This window comes from Ectopseudomonas khazarica (genome assembly GCF_004521985.1).
Classification (GTDB): Bacteria; Pseudomonadota; Gammaproteobacteria; order Pseudomonadales; family Pseudomonadaceae; genus Aquipseudomonas; species Aquipseudomonas khazarica.
The window spans coordinates 75,338-89,669 of the sequence record NZ_SBHZ01000001.1 but is presented as its reverse complement, the minus strand read 5'-3'; the positions used below and the strand labels follow the sequence as shown (position 1 = coordinate 89,669).

Genomic DNA, 14,332 nt, shown 5'->3' with positions numbered 1-14,332 from the left:
GCCTGATCGTCAGCACCCATGCTGCCTTGGGCGTAGCAGGTTGCATGCCAGAGGTTTTTCGCCCGGCGGATGAATTTTCCTATCGCCGGCCCCCTGTTTTTTCTCGTTGGACGCAGCCGAACAACGCTTTGAAGAATGGCGGCGCGCTCCGCGCAGACCACAACAACATCATTCAAAACGCGCTCTGCCAAGCAGCCGCTCTCGCCGCTGCGCGCTCCCAACAGGAGACACTGCAACCATGAAACCCCATTACCCACTGGCATCCGCGCTGCTGCTCGGCAGCGGCCTGCCAACCCTGGCGCACGCCGACTTCATCGCTGACAGCAAGGCCAGCGTCGAGATGCGCAACTTCTACTTCAACCGCGACTTCCGTCAGAGCGGCGCTCGCGACAAGGCTGAGGAATGGGCGCAAGGTTTTCTGCTGCGCATGGAATCCGGCTACACCGAGGGCACCGTCGGTTTCGGCATCGATGCATTGGGGATGCTCGGCCTGAAACTCGACTCCGGCGACGGCACCGCCGGCACCGGCCTGCTGCCGGCCGACCGTTCCGGCGGATCGCAGGACGATTACTCGAAGCTCGCCCTGACCGCCAAGGCCAGGATCTCCAACAGCACGCTGAAAGTCGGCGCCCTGCAGTTCCGCAGCCCGATCGTCTCCGCCAATGACTCGCGCCTGCTGCCGCAGACCTTCCAGGGCGCGCTGCTCAACGTCCAGGAAATCGACAAGCTGACCCTGCAGGGCGGCAAGATCAACCGGATCAAGGCCAACAGCTCCAGCGACTACACCGAGATGAGCGGCAACCGCATCGGCGGCAGCAGCGATTCCTTCGTCTTCGGCGGTGGTGAGTACAAGCTCACGCCGCAGCTCACCGCCGGCCTGCACTACGGCACGCTGGAAGACATCTACCAGCAGTACTACGGCACCCTGGTGCATGTGCTGCCGCTGGGCGAAGGGCAGTCGCTGAAGAGCGACCTGCGCTATTCGCAGAGCCGCGAGGACAGCAACTTCCGTGACCTCGACAACAAGGCCTTCGGCGCCATGTTCACCTACAGCCTGGGTGGCCATGCCTTCGGCGCCGGCTACCAGCGCATGAGCGGTGACGACCCCTTCCCGTACATCGCCAACAGCGACCCCTTCCTGGTCAACTTCGTGCAGATCAACGACTTCGCCAATACCCAGGAACGTTCCTGGCAACTGCGCTATGACTACAACTTCGCCAGCCTCGGCATCCCCGGCCTGACCTTCATGACCCGCTACATCTCCGGCGACAACGTCGAGGTCGCCGGACGCAGCGGCGAGGGCAAGGAGTGGGAGCGCGACATGGATATCGCCTACGTGGTGCAGACCGGCCCGCTGAAGAACCTGGGCCTGAAATGGCGCAACGCCACCGTTCGTTCCAACTTCGGCAACGATCTCGACGAGAACCGCCTGATCCTCAGCTACACCCTGCCGCTCTGGTAAGCGGCGTTGCGCGGACGGGGCCTTCGGGGCCCCGTTTTTCATTTCCCGGGCGGCAAGATAGCCATAGACTTTCACCGCAGTCGTATGACAACTTGCCGATCCCCGAGAATCATCCTGAAGAAGATGGCGAGGCGTTATCGTGACTTTGCACCTGTCCTGGCAACAAAAATTCCGCGCCCTCATCGCGCTCACCCTGATCAGTCTGGCATTGATGGCGGCCGCCTCGCTGTGGGCCAGCCACCGCCTGAGCAGCGCCCTGCAAGCCAGGGAGCAGGCGGCGAGCTACGCCAGCGCCAGCACCGAACTGATGAACCGCTGGTGGCGGCAGAACGCCCAGCGCCAGAAGCTCACGCCCGAGCAGCAGGCGGCATTCGGCAGCGGTCTCGATGAATTGCACGAACTCATCGGACAACTGTTGACCAAAGCTCAAGCCTTGCGAGACGACGATACCCTGCAACACGCACAGCGGATCCAGGCCATCCTCGAGGAGGAGCTGGAACAACAGCGCCAGTGGCTGAGCTTCAACCAGGCGCTGGGGCTGTCGCCCTTCGATGGCCAGCGCAAGGTCCTGAGTGAAAAGGGCAAGGCCCTGGAAGCCATCAGCTTCGACCTGATCAAGCCGTTCATCACCAGCGCACTGAGCAGCCAGCGCGACTACCTGTCGACCTTCGATCCGGCCTTCGCCCAGATCGCGCTGACGGCGATCGGCAAGCTGCAGGAGCAGATCGCCGACCTGGAGTGGCAGCAGACCCCGATCGGCAAGAACGTGCAGGCCTACGCCGATGCCTTCGGCGAAGCCCATGCCAGTATCGAGCGCATCAACGCCACCAACCAGCGCCTGGGCCAGCTGGGCGAAGACTTGCAGGCGCGCATGGCACAACAGGCTCGCGCCCTGCAGGACGGCCTGCTGCTGCGACGTGCGCAGGAGGCGGAGCAATCGCGCATCTCCGCGCTGTGGCTGATGGGCCTGAGTTTCCTGGCCGTCGCCGCCCTGCTCTGCTTCACCCTGCTGCAAGCCTCACGCACCCTGGTCAGCCGCCTGCGCAACGTCATCCAGCTGCTCAGCCAGGTGGCGTCCGGCGACCTCAGCGGCAAGCTGCCGGTGGGAAGCAACCGCCGCGACGAATTCAATCAGCTGGCAGACGCGGCCAATCGCATGATCCAGGGCATCGGTGGCATCGTGGCCGAGGTGGTACGTGCCAACGGCGAGCTGAGCCGCTTGCACAATCACCTCGGCGACGCCATGCGCCAGCTGGGTGACAACAGCAGCCAGGTGGAGATGCAGACCGAGCAGGCCGCCTCCGCCTCGCACCAGATCAGCGCCACCCTCAACGACATGGCGCAGCGCACTGCGGAAGTCGGCAGCGCCACCACCAGTGCCTACGACGCGGCGCGCAACGGCGGCGAAGTGATCGCCGCCAGCGTGAACAGCATGAGCCGCCTGGCGCAGCTGATTCAGGACACGCACAACCAGGTGGACGCCCTCGGCCAGAGCAGCGCCCGGGTCAACGGCATCGTCGATGTGATCAACAGCCTGGCCGACCAGACCAACCTGCTCGCGCTCAACGCGGCCATCGAGGCGGCGCGGGCCGGTGATGCCGGGCGCGGCTTCTCGGTGGTGGCCGATGAAGTGCGCTCGCTGGCGCAGAAGACCGTGGCCGCCACCACCGACATCAGCGCCATCGTCGGTGAGTTCCAGCAACAGACCCGGCACATGCATCAGTTGATGAGCAACGGCCTGAACCTGGCAGCCGACAGCGAACGCCATGCGGCGCAGGTCGCCGACGCGATCACCTCGATCACCTCGGCGATGGAGCGCCTGACCGGCGAGATGAACCAGGTGGTGGTCGCCATCGAGGAAGTGTCCACCACCACCGAGGACATCGCCGACAAGATGGAGACCATCCACGTGCACACCGGGCAAAGCAAAGAGCTGCGCCATACGCTGGGCGGTCATACCGAGGGGCTGTCATCCCAGGTCGACGCCCTGAGTCGCAGCGCCAGCCAGTTTCGCCTGGCATGAGCACGACGGGCGCCAGCTCGAGGCTGACGCCCGCCGCCGTGGTTCAGCGCGCCTGCTCTTGCCGGTATTCGTGGATGATCCCTGCCCGCGTGTCACCGGCACGCGCCAGCCACTCCTCGGTCAGCCGCTGCCCCACCTCGACCAGCCCCTGCTGCAGGGCCGGATCGATGTCGCGAACCACCTCCATGCCATGTCGCGCGAGCATGCGCGTCTGGTACTCGGTCAGTGCCCAGGACAGCTCCCAGCCTGCCCGCTCGGCGCGCTCGGCCGCATGCAGCAGGGCCTGACGCTGCGCCTCGGGCAAGCGCTGGAAGGCACGCTCGTTGACGATCACGATGTTCTTCGGGATGAAGGCGCGCACATCATAGAAGTGCGAGGTGAAGTCCCAGGCGCGCAGGTCCACTCCCGTGGCGCTGGAGGTGAGCATGATGTCGACCTGGCCGTCGCGGAACGCCTGCGGCACGTCCTCGGTGTCGATGGTCGTGGGCCGGGCCTCGAGCAGCTGCGCCAGGCGCGAGATGGTCGGGTTGTAGCTGCGAAAGCTCAGGTCGCGGATATCGCCCGGCTGGCGCAGCGGGCGCGTGCTGAACAGGCTCTGCGCCGGCCAGGGCACCGCATACAGCAGGCGCACGCCATCGACCAGCAGGCGCTGCTCGACCGCCCCGCGGCTGACGGCCCAGAGCCGGCGCGCCTGCTCGTAATCGGTGGCGAGAAACGGCAGGCTGTCCAGTTCGTAGAGCGGGTCCTCGGCACCCAGCGCGGACATGAACACATCGCCGAGCTGAATGTCACCGCGGCTCACGGCGCCCTTCACCTGCGGCCGGCTGTACAGGGCAGAACCGGGATGCACGCGAATGTTCAGCTGCCCCTTGGTGGTCTGGCGCACATTCCTGGCAAAATCGACGGCCACGCGGCTGATGAAATTGCCAGCCGGTTGCTCCACCGACATCGACCAGGACGCGGCACCTTGCGCGGATACTTTCATGGGTAGAACGACGAGCAACGCGCAGAGCGCGGACATGCAGGGAGCGGTCTTCATCGGGGTCCCCCGTTCGTGTCGGGTCGAAGGAAACGCAAGAGGCCCCGGTGCGGGGCACCGGGATGCGCCAGAACGGCGCCAGGGAGCGTTCACCCGACGCACTGTCGACCCACGCGACGCACGCTGTCCAACGGGAAAAACCAGCGCCTGGCGATCGAAAAATCCGATGCCCGCCACCATCAGCTTTTCCTATCTCCGGCGGATGTTTTTATTAGTTGGACGCTGTTCCGTGGCAACGGAAAAAATGCAGCCATCAGCCAGGACAGCTCAACGCTGCTGGAATCGACAAGCCATGATTAGGATGCTCCCTTGAACAGCCTGCTTCTGAACTGCGACATCGGCGAAAGCTTCGGCGCCTGGACCATGGGCCTGGACGCCGAGGTCATGCCCTATATCGACTGCGCCAACATCGCCTGCGGCTTCCACGCCTCCGACCCCAGCGTGATGCGCAAGACCGTGGCCCTTGCCGTGGCGCACAACGTACGCATCGGCGCACATACCGCCTACCAGGACCTGGTCGGCTTCGGCCGCCGCTCGATGGACTGCTCGCCCCAGGAAGTCGAAGACCTGATGCTCTATCAGATCGGCGCGCTGGAAGGCCTCTGCCGCAGCCAGGGCACCCGCGTCAGCTACGTCAAACCGCATGGCGCGCTGTACCAGGACATGATGCGCAAGCCCGCCACCCTGCGCGCGGTGATGAGCGCCGTGGCCAAGTACGATCGCCAGCTGCCGCTGATGCTGATGTGCACCCGCGACAACGCTGCTGCCCAGGCACTGGGCGACGAGTTCGGCCTGACCCTGTGGTTCGAGGCCTTCGCCGATCGCGCCTACGACGCCGCCGGCTACCTGGTGAGCCGCAGCCTGCCCGGCGCAGTGCATCACGACAGCGAAGTGATAGTCGCCCAGGCCGTGACCCTGGCACGTGGCGAGGCGCTGCAGGCCAGCGATGGCAGTGCCCTGCCGCTGGTCGCGCAGACCCTGTGCGTGCATGGCGACAACGCCAGCTCGGTCGCGGCGGTCAAGCGTATCCGCCAGGCCTTCGACCATCTGGCCCAGGCATGAAGGCGCCCAGTGTGCGACTGGAAGTCGCCGGCATCGACAGCCTGATCCTGCGCCTGTTCGATCACATCGACGAAGCCAACATGCCCTGGATGCTGGCGGCACGCACGCGCCTGCAGGCCACCTTCGGCGACGCCCTGCTGGACCTGGTGCCCTCCTACACCACGCTGCTGCTGCACTATGACCTGTGCCAGCTCGACAGCGCCCAGGCGCGCGCCAAGGTCGCCGAGGCACTCGATGGCCTGCAGCCTGCCGACGTGCAGAACGGCCGTGAGCACCAGCTGCCGACCTGGTACGACCGCAGCGTCGGCCCGGAACTGCAGCTGCTGGCACGCCGCAGCGGTCTCAGCGAAGCCGAGGTGATCGCTCGTCACAGCGGCCATGCCTACCAGGTCTTCGCCCTGGGTTTCGCACCGGGCTTCGCCTTCATGGGGCTGGTCGAGGAAATCCTCGCCGCACCGCGCCTGAGCACGCCCCGCCAGCGCATCGCTGCGGGCAGCGTCGGCATCGCCGAGCGCCAGACCGCCGCCTATCCGGTGGTCTCCCCCGGCGGCTGGAACCTGATCGGGCGTACCCCGACCCGCCTGTTCGGCAGCGACATCGAGGGCTACAGCCTGCTGCAACCCGGTGACCGCGTACGCTTCGTCGCTGTCGAACGCGCCGAATTCATTCGCCTGGGCGGTGACGACAGTCCGCTGGAGGCCAGCCAATGAGCGCGATCGGCAATGGCCTGCGCGTGCTGCGCAGCAGCCCTTTCATTCAGTTGCAGGATGCTGGGCGCTTCGGCGTACGCCACCTTGGCGTGACCCAGAGCGGCGCACTGGACTGGATCGCCCACCGCTGGGCCAACTGGCTGCTGGGCAACCCGCTCACGGCAGCCGTGGTGGAGATCACCCTCGGCAACCTCGAATTCGAGTGCACCCGCGATGCGACCCTGGCAGTGACCGGCGCGGATCTCGGCGCGCGTCTCGATGACCAGGCCTTGCTGCCCTGGCGCAGTTTCAGCGTGCGCCAGGGGCAGCGCCTGAGCTTCGCCACGCCGCGCCAGGGCGCACGGGCCTACCTGGCCGCGCCCGGCGGGTTCAAGGCGCCCCTGGTACTGGGCAGTTGCGCGAGCATGCGCCGCGAGGGGCTCGGCGGCCTGCACGGCGACGGCCGCCCGCTGGCCGTGGGTGATGCGCTCACCTGGGACGCGGAAGCAGCCGCTGCCCGGCAGATGCCCGCGGCGTGCATCCCCGTCTACGAGGATGCCCCCCGGCTGCAGGTGGTGCTCGGCGCGCAGATCGGTGACTTCCGTGGCCAGAGCCTGTTCGACGCCTTCAACAGCGAGTGGCTGATCGACCAGCGTGCCGATCGCATGGGCATTCGCCTCAACGGTCCGCAACTGCAATGCCAGCGCGGCTCGATGATCTCCGAAGGCATTCCACTCGGCGCCGTGCAGGTGCCCCCGGACGGCCAGCCGATCATCCTGCTCAATGACCGCCAGACCATCGGCGGCTATCCACGCCTGGGCGCGCTGACACCCCAGGCGGTGGCGCGCCTGGCGCAATGCCTGCCAGGGCAGAGCCTGTGGCTGCAACCGACCACCCAGGACAGCGCACAGCGCAGCCAGCGTCGACTGCTCGCGCAGTGGCAATGAGCGGCCGCGCCCGGGCAATCCAGCACGCGCTGTGATGGACTGCCCTGGCGCCTGGCGATGCGTCGCTCATTTCTTTCACCAGGCGGTGCATCACCCGCGCCATGCATAGCGGCTGAAGGCGCAAATGCATTAAAGTCGGCGGTCTGCACGCGAGGTCGCAGTGCGCCTTGCCCATCCGCCAGAAGAGCCCGACGATGGAACACCGTGAAGCGCTGGTCGCGTTACGCCAATTTCTCTCCACCCAGATCCTCGGCCAGGAGAAGCTCATCGAGCGCCTGCTGATCGCCCTGCTCGCCGACGGCCACCTGCTGGTCGAGGGCGCACCGGGCCTGGCCAAGACCAAGGCGATCAAGGAACTGGCCGAAGGCATCGAAGGCGAGTTCCACCGCATCCAGTTCACCCCTGACCTGCTCCCGGCCGATATCACCGGCACCGAGATCTATCGTCCGGAAACCGGCAGTTTCGTGTTCCAGCAGGGGCCGATCTTCCACAACCTGGTGCTGGCCGACGAGATCAACCGGGCACCGGCCAAGGTGCAGTCGGCGCTGCTCGAGGCGATGGCCGAGCGCCAGGTGTCGGTGGGACGCAGCACCTACGACCTGTCGCCGCTGTTCCTGGTCATGGCCACGCAGAACCCGATCGAGCAGGAGGGCACCTATCCGTTGCCCGAAGCGCAGCTCGACCGCTTCCTGATGCATGTGAAGATCGGTTTTCCCGACGCGGCGGTCGAGCGCAAGATCCTCGCCCAGGCACGCGGCGACGCCCTCAACGGTGAGGCCAAGCCGGAGCACCGGGTCAGCCAGCAGGCGATATTCTCCGCACGCAAGGAAATCCTCGGCCTGTACATGGCCGATGCCGTGGAGGAATACCTGGTGCAACTGGTCATGGCCAGCCGCACCCCGGCCAAGTTCGACGCCGAGCTGGCCGACTGGATCGCCTACGGCGCCAGCCCGCGCGGCTCCATCGCCCTCGACCGCTGCGCACGCGCCCACGCCTGGCTGGCCGGGCGTGATTTCGTCAGCCCGGAAGACATCCAGGCAGTGCTGTTCGACGTGCTGCGCCACCGCATCATCCTGTCGTTCGAGGCCGAAGCCTCGGGCGTCGACCAGGACCGCGTGATCCAGCGCATCCTCGACGTGGTGGCGGTGGCATAGATGCAGCCGCAAGCTGCAAGCCACAAGCTGCAGGCGGGCATCCAGGTCGATCTCGGCGAGCTGATCGAGATGCGCCACAAGGCGCATGAGGTGCCGCTGTTCTCCACCCCCGCACGGCGCAGCCCGCTCACCGGCCTGCACCATTCGCGGCTGCGCGGACGCGGCGTGGACTTCGACCAGGTGCGCGTCTACCAGCCCGGCGACGACGTGCGCACCATCGACTGGCGCGTCACCGCGCGCACCCAGGAACCGCATACCAAGCTGTTCCACGAAGAACGCGAGCGGCCGATCTTCATCATCGCCGAACAGAGCCAGCGCCTGTTCTTCGGCTCCGGGCAGTGCTTCAAGTCGGTGCTCGCCGCCCGTGCGGCCGCGCTGATCGGCTGGGCCGCGCTCGGTCACAATGACCGCATCGGCGGCCTGGTCTTCGCCGACGACGAGCACCATGAAGTCAAGCCAAGGCGCAGCAAGCAGAGCCTGCTGCAATTGCTCAACCTGCTGGCCCGCGCCAACCAGGCGCTGGGGCCCGACAGCCAGGCCAACCTCGCCCGTGACAACTTCGGCCTGGCCCTGCGCCGTGCCCGCGAAGTGCTGCGCCCCGGCAGCCTGGTGATCGTGCTGTGCGACGAGCGCGCCCTGAGCGATAACGCCGAGCAGCAACTCAGCCTGCTCGCCCGGCATACCGACCTGCTCCTGCTGCCGATGTCGGACCCGCTGGATCATGCCCTGCCGGCCGCCGGCCTGCTGCGCTTCACCCAGGGCGGCATGCAGCTGGAAGTCGACAGCCACAACGGCGACCTGCGCCAGGCCTATCGTGCCCAGGCCCAGGCGCGTGAAGCACGCTGGCAGCGCCTGGCGCAGAAGCTCGGCGTACCGCTGCTGCCGCTCAGCACGCAGTTCGAGCTGATCGAACAGCTGCAGGAGCAGCTCGGCGCGCTGCACCCGAGAAAAACCCTATGAACCCCATCGACCAGTTGCAGCCGCTGATCGAACCGGCGCCCGTGCCCTGGTGGCCGCCAGCACCGGGCTGGTGGCTGCTGGCGGCCCTGCTGCCGCTGCTCGGCTGGGGACTCTGGCAGCTGCTTCGGCGCTGGCGCCAGCGTCCGCCCAGGGCGCAGCTCGAGAACGACCTGGACCCGCTGCGCCAGGCCGCGCTGGACGAACTGGCGCGGCTGAGCAAACCCTACGACGCAGCGCCGGCCGGCCCCTGGCTGCAACAGCTCAACGCCCTGCTCAAGCGACTGTGCCGCGAACGCTATCCGGACAGCGGCAGCCACGTGCTGAGCAGTCGCGCCTGGCTGGCGTTCCTCGACAACCGCTGCCCGGCCGCCGGCCTGACGCGCTGGATGATTCTGGTCGAAGGCAGCTACAAGCCGCAGTGCACGCTGAGCGACAAGGCCATCGCCGAGCTCGACCAGGCCATTGCCGTGTGGATTCGCAAGCATGTTTGAGTTCGCCTGGCCGTGGGTCTTCCTCCTGGCGCCGCTGCCCTGGCTGCTGCGCCTGCTGTTGCCGGCCGCCGACAGCGGCGATGCGGCGCTGCGCGTCAGCTTCCTCGACGAACTGCAGGCCCTGAGTGGCCGCCGCGCCCGCGCCGCCCTGCCCAGCTGGCGCCAGCAGGCCCCGCTGGTGCTGCTCTGGTGCCTGCTGCTGTGCGCGGCGGCGCGCCCGCAGTGGGTCGGCGAACCCTTGCCGTTGCCGGCCAGCGGCCGCGACCTGCTGCTGGCGGTGGATGTGTCCGGCTCGATGGATTACGCCGACATGCAATGGGACGACGAGCCGATCAGCCGCCTGGAGCTGGTCAAGCGCCTGCTCGGTGATTTCATCGATGGCCGCCGTGGTGACCGCGTCGGCCTGATCCTCTTCGGCAGCCAGGCCTACCTGCAGGCACCGCTGACGTTCGACCGCACCACCGTGCGCACCTGGCTGGAGGAATCGCTGATCGGCATCGCCGGCAAGAACACCGCCATCGGCGACGCCATCGGCCTGGCGGTCAAGCGCCTGCGCCAGCGCCCGGCGCAGAGCCGCGTACTGGTGCTGATCACCGACGGAGCCAACAACGGCGGCAGCATCGAGCCGCTGGTGGCCGCGCAACTGGCCGCCGATGAAGGCGTGCGCATCTATGCCATCGGCATCGGCGCCGACCCTCAGCAAGACGGCCTGGCTGGCGCGCTGGGCTTCAACAGTGGCCTCGAACTGGACGAACCGACCCTGCACGCGATCGTCGATGCCACCGGTGGCGAATACTTCCGCGCACGCAGCCAGGCCGAGCTGGAGCAGATCGAGCTCAGCCTCGACCGCCTGGAGCCCGTAGCCCAGCAACCGACTCTCGCCCGCCCTGCCCTGGCGCTGTACGCCTGGCCACTGGCGCTGGCGCTGCTGGGCTCGCTGCTGCTGGTCGGCCAGGTGCTGTGGCCCGACCAGCTGCGGAGGCGCGCATGATGGCGCTGTGGCCGGAATGGCTGCGCCCGCTGTGGCTGCTGCCGCTGCCCCTGCTGGCCTGGCTGCTGTGGCGCCTGTGGCACCGTGAACGGGCCAGCGGCCGCTGGCAGCTGCTGCTTCCCGCCGCCTTTCATCAGGTGCTGCTCAAGGGCGGTGATGGCCGCTCCAGCCGCCTGCCCTGGGTGGCCCTGGGCCTGGCCTGGTTGCTGGCCATCGGCGCACTGCTGGGGCCCAGCTGGCAGCGGGTCGAGCAGAGCAACCAGAAACCGGCCGATCCGCTGCTGGTGGTGCTCGAGCTGACCCCGCAGATGCTCGCCAGCGATGGCCACCCCAATCGCCTGGAACAGGCGCGGCGCAAGCTGCTCGACCTGCTCGAGGCGCGGCGCGATGCGCAGACGGCGATCATCGTCTACGCCGGTAGCGCACACAGCCTGGTGCCACTGTCCGATGACCTGGCCACCAGCCGCAACCTGCTCGAGGCGCTCAAGCCGTCGCTGATGCCCGAACCCGGCCGCCGTGCCGACCTGGCGGTGGTGCGCGCCCTGCAGATGCTCGATCAGGCGCAGCTCGGCCAGGGTCGCATCCTGCTGATCGGCAGCGCACTGGATGAACAGGAACGCAGCGGCATCCGCCAGGCCCTGGAAAAACGTGCGGTGCCGCTGCTGATCCTTGGCGTCGGCAGCCGCGAAGGCGCACCGGTGGTGCAGGAAGACGGCAGCTTCCTCAAGGATCAGCGCGGCGCCATCCTGGTGCCCCGCCTGGATGCACGCAGCCTGCGCGAAACGGCGGAGAGCAACGGCGGCCGCTACGCCCAGATACGGGTGGATGACGACGACCTCAGGCGCCTCGGCCTGTTCGACGCCCCCCAGGCACTGCGGGCGGCACAGGAGCCCACGCAGCTCGACAGCCATGTCGACCAGGGCTACTGGCTGCTGCTGCCGTTGCTGTTGCTCGCGGCCTGCGCGGGGCGTCGCGGCTGGCTGTTCTGCCTGCCGCTGCTGTTGATGCTGCCGCCGCAGAGCAGCCAGGCCTTCGAACTGGACGACCTGTGGCTGCGCCCTGACCAGCAAGGCCAGCGCCTGCTGCAGGCGCAGCGCCCGGCCGAGGCCGCGGAGCGTTTCGTCGACCCGCAGTGGCAAGGCAACGCGCTGTACCAGGCCGAGGACTACGCCGGTGCCGCCGAGCGCTTCGCCCAGGGCGACACGGCCGCCGATCACTACAATCGCGGCAACGCGCTGGCCAAGTCCGGCGAACTGGAAGCGGCGCTGGATGCCTATGAACAGGCCCTGGAGCGCCAGCCGGAACTGACCGCAGCACAACAGAACAAGGCGCTGGTGGAAGAGGCGCTGCGCCAGCGCCAGGATCAGCAGCAGAACGGCGGCGATGCGTCTGCGCAGCAGCAGGACGACGCCTCGGGCGACACCGGCGAACCGCACGAGGACGCAAGCGCTCAGCCCGCCGACGGCCAGCCTGCGCAGCCCGGCCAATCCGGCAGCCGCGATGACAGCGGCAGCGACGGCGATGCCCAGGATGCAAGCGCAGGTGGCACGCAGCCGGATACGGGCGCTCCGGCGGAGCCAAGCGAGCCGGGCCAGGGCGCCGTCACCGAGGGCGATCTGGGCGACGCCGCAGAGCGTCGCCAGGCCCTGGAACAATGGTTGCGGCAGATCCCGGACGACCCGGCCGAACTGCTGCGGCGCAAATTCTGGTATGAACAGCAACAGCGTCAGGACTCAAGCCGATGAAGCGCTTCCTCTTCCTGCTTCTTCTACTGGTAAGCGGCCAGGCCTGCGCCGATGCCTTCTTCGCCAGCGTCGACCGCACGCGCCTGAGCGAGGGGGAGACCGTCGTGCTGACCCTCGAATCGACCGACCCGACCCGTTTCGGACGGCCCGATTTCAGCCCGCTGGACGAGAACTTCGAAGTCCTCGGCAGCCGCCAGGTCAATCGCCTGAGCAGCATCGGCGACACGCCCCGCGCCAGCACCCGCTGGATCCTCACCCTGCAACCCCGGCGCAGCGGCGAAGTGGTGATTCCGCCCATCCGCCTGGAAGACGCCGAGACCCTGCCCATCACCCTCACCGTCGATGCGGTCAGCGACGCCAGCGGCAGCGCCAAGCTGGCCCCGGTGTACATCGATGCCAGCCTCGACCAGGACAGCGTCTACGTGCAGGCACAGGCCGTGCTGACGCTGCGCATCTACCATTCGGTGTCCATGTACGACGACAGCACCCTGACGCCGCTGCAGATGCAGGACGCGCGCGTGGAACAGCTGGGCGAGCCGCGCACCTACGAGAAGCGCATCGGCGGCGTGCGCCACGGCGTGATCGAACTGCAGTACGCCATCTACCCGCAGCGCAGCGGCGAACTGGTGATTCCGGGGCAGACCTTCAGCGCCACCCTGGTCGACCGCTCGCGCAACGATGACTTCCTGCCCTTCGGCCCGCGTGCGGGCAAGGTCTCGCGGGTCAAGTCGCCGGACATCCCCCTGCGGGTCAAGGCCAAGCCGGCGGACTATCCCGCCGATGCACCCTGGCTGCCGGCACGGGCGCTGGGCCTGGCGGAAACCTGGAACCCGCAGCCGGAACAGAGCCAGGTCGGCGACTCGCTGACCCGCCGCCTGATCCTCAAGGTCGATGGCCTGTCCAGCGCCCAGCTGCCGCCGCTGCCGGCTACCCAGGTCGAAGGCCTGCGCCGCTACCCGGACCAGCCGCAACTGAGCGACCAGAAGAGCGAGAGCGGCGTGGTCGGCACGCGCGAGGAACGCGAGGCCCTGGTGCCGAGCCGCAGCGGCGACATCGCCCTACCGGCGCTGGAAGTGGTGTGGTGGAACACGCAGAGCGACAGCCTGGAGCGGACGACGCTGCCGGCACGCACCCTGCAGGTGGCCGAGAACCCTCAGCTGCAGGGCGAGGACAGCCCCACGGCGAACCTGCCCGTCGCACAGCCACAGGAGGTGCCCGAGCTGTGGCCCTGGCAACTGGCCTGCGCGCTGCTCGGCCTGAGCACCCTGCTCGGCTTCGCCCTGTGGTGGCGCGCCCGACGCCAACCGGCCATCCAGCGGGCCGCACAGGCGGGCCCCAGCCCGCGCACGCTGCTCGACGACCTCAAGCGCGCCTGCCAGGCGGGCGATGCCCAGGCCACCCGTTACGCGCTCGATGCCTGGGCGCGACAGCAACCGGAAACCCTGGCCGACATGGCGGCGCGTTACGTGCCGCTGTCGGACGCGCTCGATGGCCTCAACGGCGCGCTGTACAGCGAGACCGGCCAGCAGTGGCAAGGCGATGAGCTGTGGAAGGCGATTCGCAACCTGCCGGCAGCGCAGGAACCGAGCGCCGCCCCGCAGGACAGCAGCGCGTTGCCGCCGCTGTATCCGCGCTAGCAAACGCAGCCGCACACACTACGTAGGAGCCCGCTTACGGGCGATCCCTCGCGTAAACCCTGACATGGCGGCGCACTACGTACCGCTGACGGACGCACCCGATGCACCCGACGGCACGCCGCACAGCGAGAC

The 14,332-nt window shown here is 67.8% G+C and carries 12 protein-coding genes; 11 read left to right on the top strand and 1 reads right to left on the bottom strand.

Annotated elements, in window-relative coordinates; all coding sequences use genetic code 11:
- Nucleotides 1-238: 238 nt before the first annotated feature.
- Both EPK82_RS00410 and EPK82_RS00405 read left to right on the top strand, forming a co-directional pair.
- The gene (locus EPK82_RS00410) at nucleotides 239-1,462 is read left to right on the top strand and encodes an OprD family porin (protein WP_134675463.1); all 1,224 of its coding nucleotides are present in this window, start codon (nucleotides 239-241) and stop codon (nucleotides 1,460-1,462) included.
- Between the two features lie 139 nt (nucleotides 1,463-1,601).
- Complete coding sequence (locus EPK82_RS00405; protein ID WP_134675462.1) at nucleotides 1,602-3,485, top strand: methyl-accepting chemotaxis protein; 1,884 nt, start codon at nucleotides 1,602-1,604, stop codon at nucleotides 3,483-3,485.
- Between the two features lie 43 nt (nucleotides 3,486-3,528).
- Here the strand turns inward: EPK82_RS00405 and EPK82_RS00400 are convergent, their stop codons facing one another.
- Entirely contained in the window at nucleotides 3,529-4,470 is a 942-nt protein-coding gene (locus EPK82_RS00400; RefSeq protein ID WP_244229793.1) for a TRAP transporter substrate-binding protein, read from the bottom strand.
- Nucleotides 4,471-4,833: 363 nt separating this feature from the next.
- On the opposite strand from EPK82_RS00400, the gene EPK82_RS00395 reads away from it, so the two are divergent.
- From EPK82_RS00395 to EPK82_RS00355, 9 genes are all read left to right on the top strand, one after another.
- Nucleotides 4,834-5,586 (top strand): 5-oxoprolinase subunit PxpA, encoded by a 753-nt coding sequence (locus EPK82_RS00395; protein WP_134675461.1) that lies wholly within the window; start codon nucleotides 4,834-4,836, stop codon nucleotides 5,584-5,586.
- Nucleotides 5,583-6,296, top strand: a complete 714-nt coding sequence (locus EPK82_RS00390; RefSeq protein ID WP_134675460.1) for a 5-oxoprolinase subunit B family protein — start codon at nucleotides 5,583-5,585, stop codon at nucleotides 6,294-6,296. The genes EPK82_RS00395 and EPK82_RS00390 overlap by 4 nt, the downstream gene beginning before the upstream one ends.
- Complete coding sequence (locus EPK82_RS00385; protein WP_134675459.1) at nucleotides 6,293-7,222, top strand: 5-oxoprolinase subunit C family protein; 930 nt, start codon at nucleotides 6,293-6,295, stop codon at nucleotides 7,220-7,222. Before EPK82_RS00390 ends, EPK82_RS00385 begins: the two co-directional genes overlap by 4 nt.
- A 194-nt stretch (nucleotides 7,223-7,416) precedes the next feature.
- Complete coding sequence (locus tag EPK82_RS00380) at nucleotides 7,417-8,376, top strand: AAA family ATPase (protein ID WP_037056217.1); 960 nt, start codon at nucleotides 7,417-7,419, stop codon at nucleotides 8,374-8,376.
- Nucleotides 8,377-9,336, top strand: a complete 960-nt coding sequence (locus EPK82_RS00375; RefSeq protein ID WP_134675458.1) for a DUF58 domain-containing protein — start codon at nucleotides 8,377-8,379, stop codon at nucleotides 9,334-9,336. It abuts the gene before it with no gap.
- Nucleotides 9,333-9,827 carry a DUF4381 domain-containing protein gene (locus EPK82_RS00370; RefSeq protein ID WP_134675457.1) on the top strand — a complete coding sequence of 165 codons (495 nt, stop codon included), beginning with the start codon at nucleotides 9,333-9,335 and terminating at the stop codon, nucleotides 9,825-9,827. Before EPK82_RS00375 ends, EPK82_RS00370 begins: the two co-directional genes overlap by 4 nt.
- Nucleotides 9,820-10,818 (top strand): vWA domain-containing protein, encoded by a 999-nt coding sequence (locus EPK82_RS00365; RefSeq protein WP_134675456.1) that lies wholly within the window; start codon nucleotides 9,820-9,822, stop codon nucleotides 10,816-10,818. The genes EPK82_RS00370 and EPK82_RS00365 overlap by 8 nt, the downstream gene beginning before the upstream one ends.
- Nucleotides 10,815-12,563, top strand: a complete 1,749-nt coding sequence (locus EPK82_RS00360) for a VWA domain-containing protein (protein ID WP_134675455.1) — start codon at nucleotides 10,815-10,817, stop codon at nucleotides 12,561-12,563. The genes EPK82_RS00365 and EPK82_RS00360 overlap by 4 nt, the downstream gene beginning before the upstream one ends.
- Nucleotides 12,560-14,200: a protein BatD gene (locus EPK82_RS00355; RefSeq protein ID WP_134675454.1), complete on the top strand. Its 1,641-nt coding sequence runs from the start codon at nucleotides 12,560-12,562 to the stop codon at nucleotides 14,198-14,200. The genes EPK82_RS00360 and EPK82_RS00355 overlap by 4 nt, the downstream gene beginning before the upstream one ends.
- Nucleotides 14,201-14,332 lie beyond the last annotated feature (132 nt).

What these genes read in the sequence shown, in the direction of transcription:
- EPK82_RS00400 (WP_244229793.1), bottom strand. Translation starts at nt 4,470, where the DNA reads ATGAAAGTATCCGCGCAAGGTGCCGCGTCCTGGTCGATGTCGGTGGAG.
- EPK82_RS00385 (WP_134675459.1), top strand. Translation starts at nt 6,293, where the DNA reads ATGAGCGCGATCGGCAATGGCCTGCGCGTGCTGCGCAGCAGCCCTTTC.
- EPK82_RS00410 (WP_134675463.1), top strand. Translation starts at nt 239, where the DNA reads ATGAAACCCCATTACCCACTGGCATCCGCGCTGCTGCTCGGCAGCGGC.
- EPK82_RS00390 (WP_134675460.1), top strand. Translation starts at nt 5,583, where the DNA reads ATGAAGGCGCCCAGTGTGCGACTGGAAGTCGCCGGCATCGACAGCCTG.
- EPK82_RS00365 (WP_134675456.1), top strand. Translation starts at nt 9,820, where the DNA reads ATGTTTGAGTTCGCCTGGCCGTGGGTCTTCCTCCTGGCGCCGCTGCCC.
- EPK82_RS00375 (WP_134675458.1), top strand. Translation starts at nt 8,377, where the DNA reads ATGCAGCCGCAAGCTGCAAGCCACAAGCTGCAGGCGGGCATCCAGGTC.
- EPK82_RS00380 (WP_037056217.1), top strand. Translation starts at nt 7,417, where the DNA reads ATGGAACACCGTGAAGCGCTGGTCGCGTTACGCCAATTTCTCTCCACC.
- EPK82_RS00355 (WP_134675454.1), top strand. Translation starts at nt 12,560, where the DNA reads ATGAAGCGCTTCCTCTTCCTGCTTCTTCTACTGGTAAGCGGCCAGGCC.
- EPK82_RS00370 (WP_134675457.1), top strand. Translation starts at nt 9,333, where the DNA reads ATGAACCCCATCGACCAGTTGCAGCCGCTGATCGAACCGGCGCCCGTG.
- EPK82_RS00360 (WP_134675455.1), top strand. Translation starts at nt 10,815, where the DNA reads ATGATGGCGCTGTGGCCGGAATGGCTGCGCCCGCTGTGGCTGCTGCCG.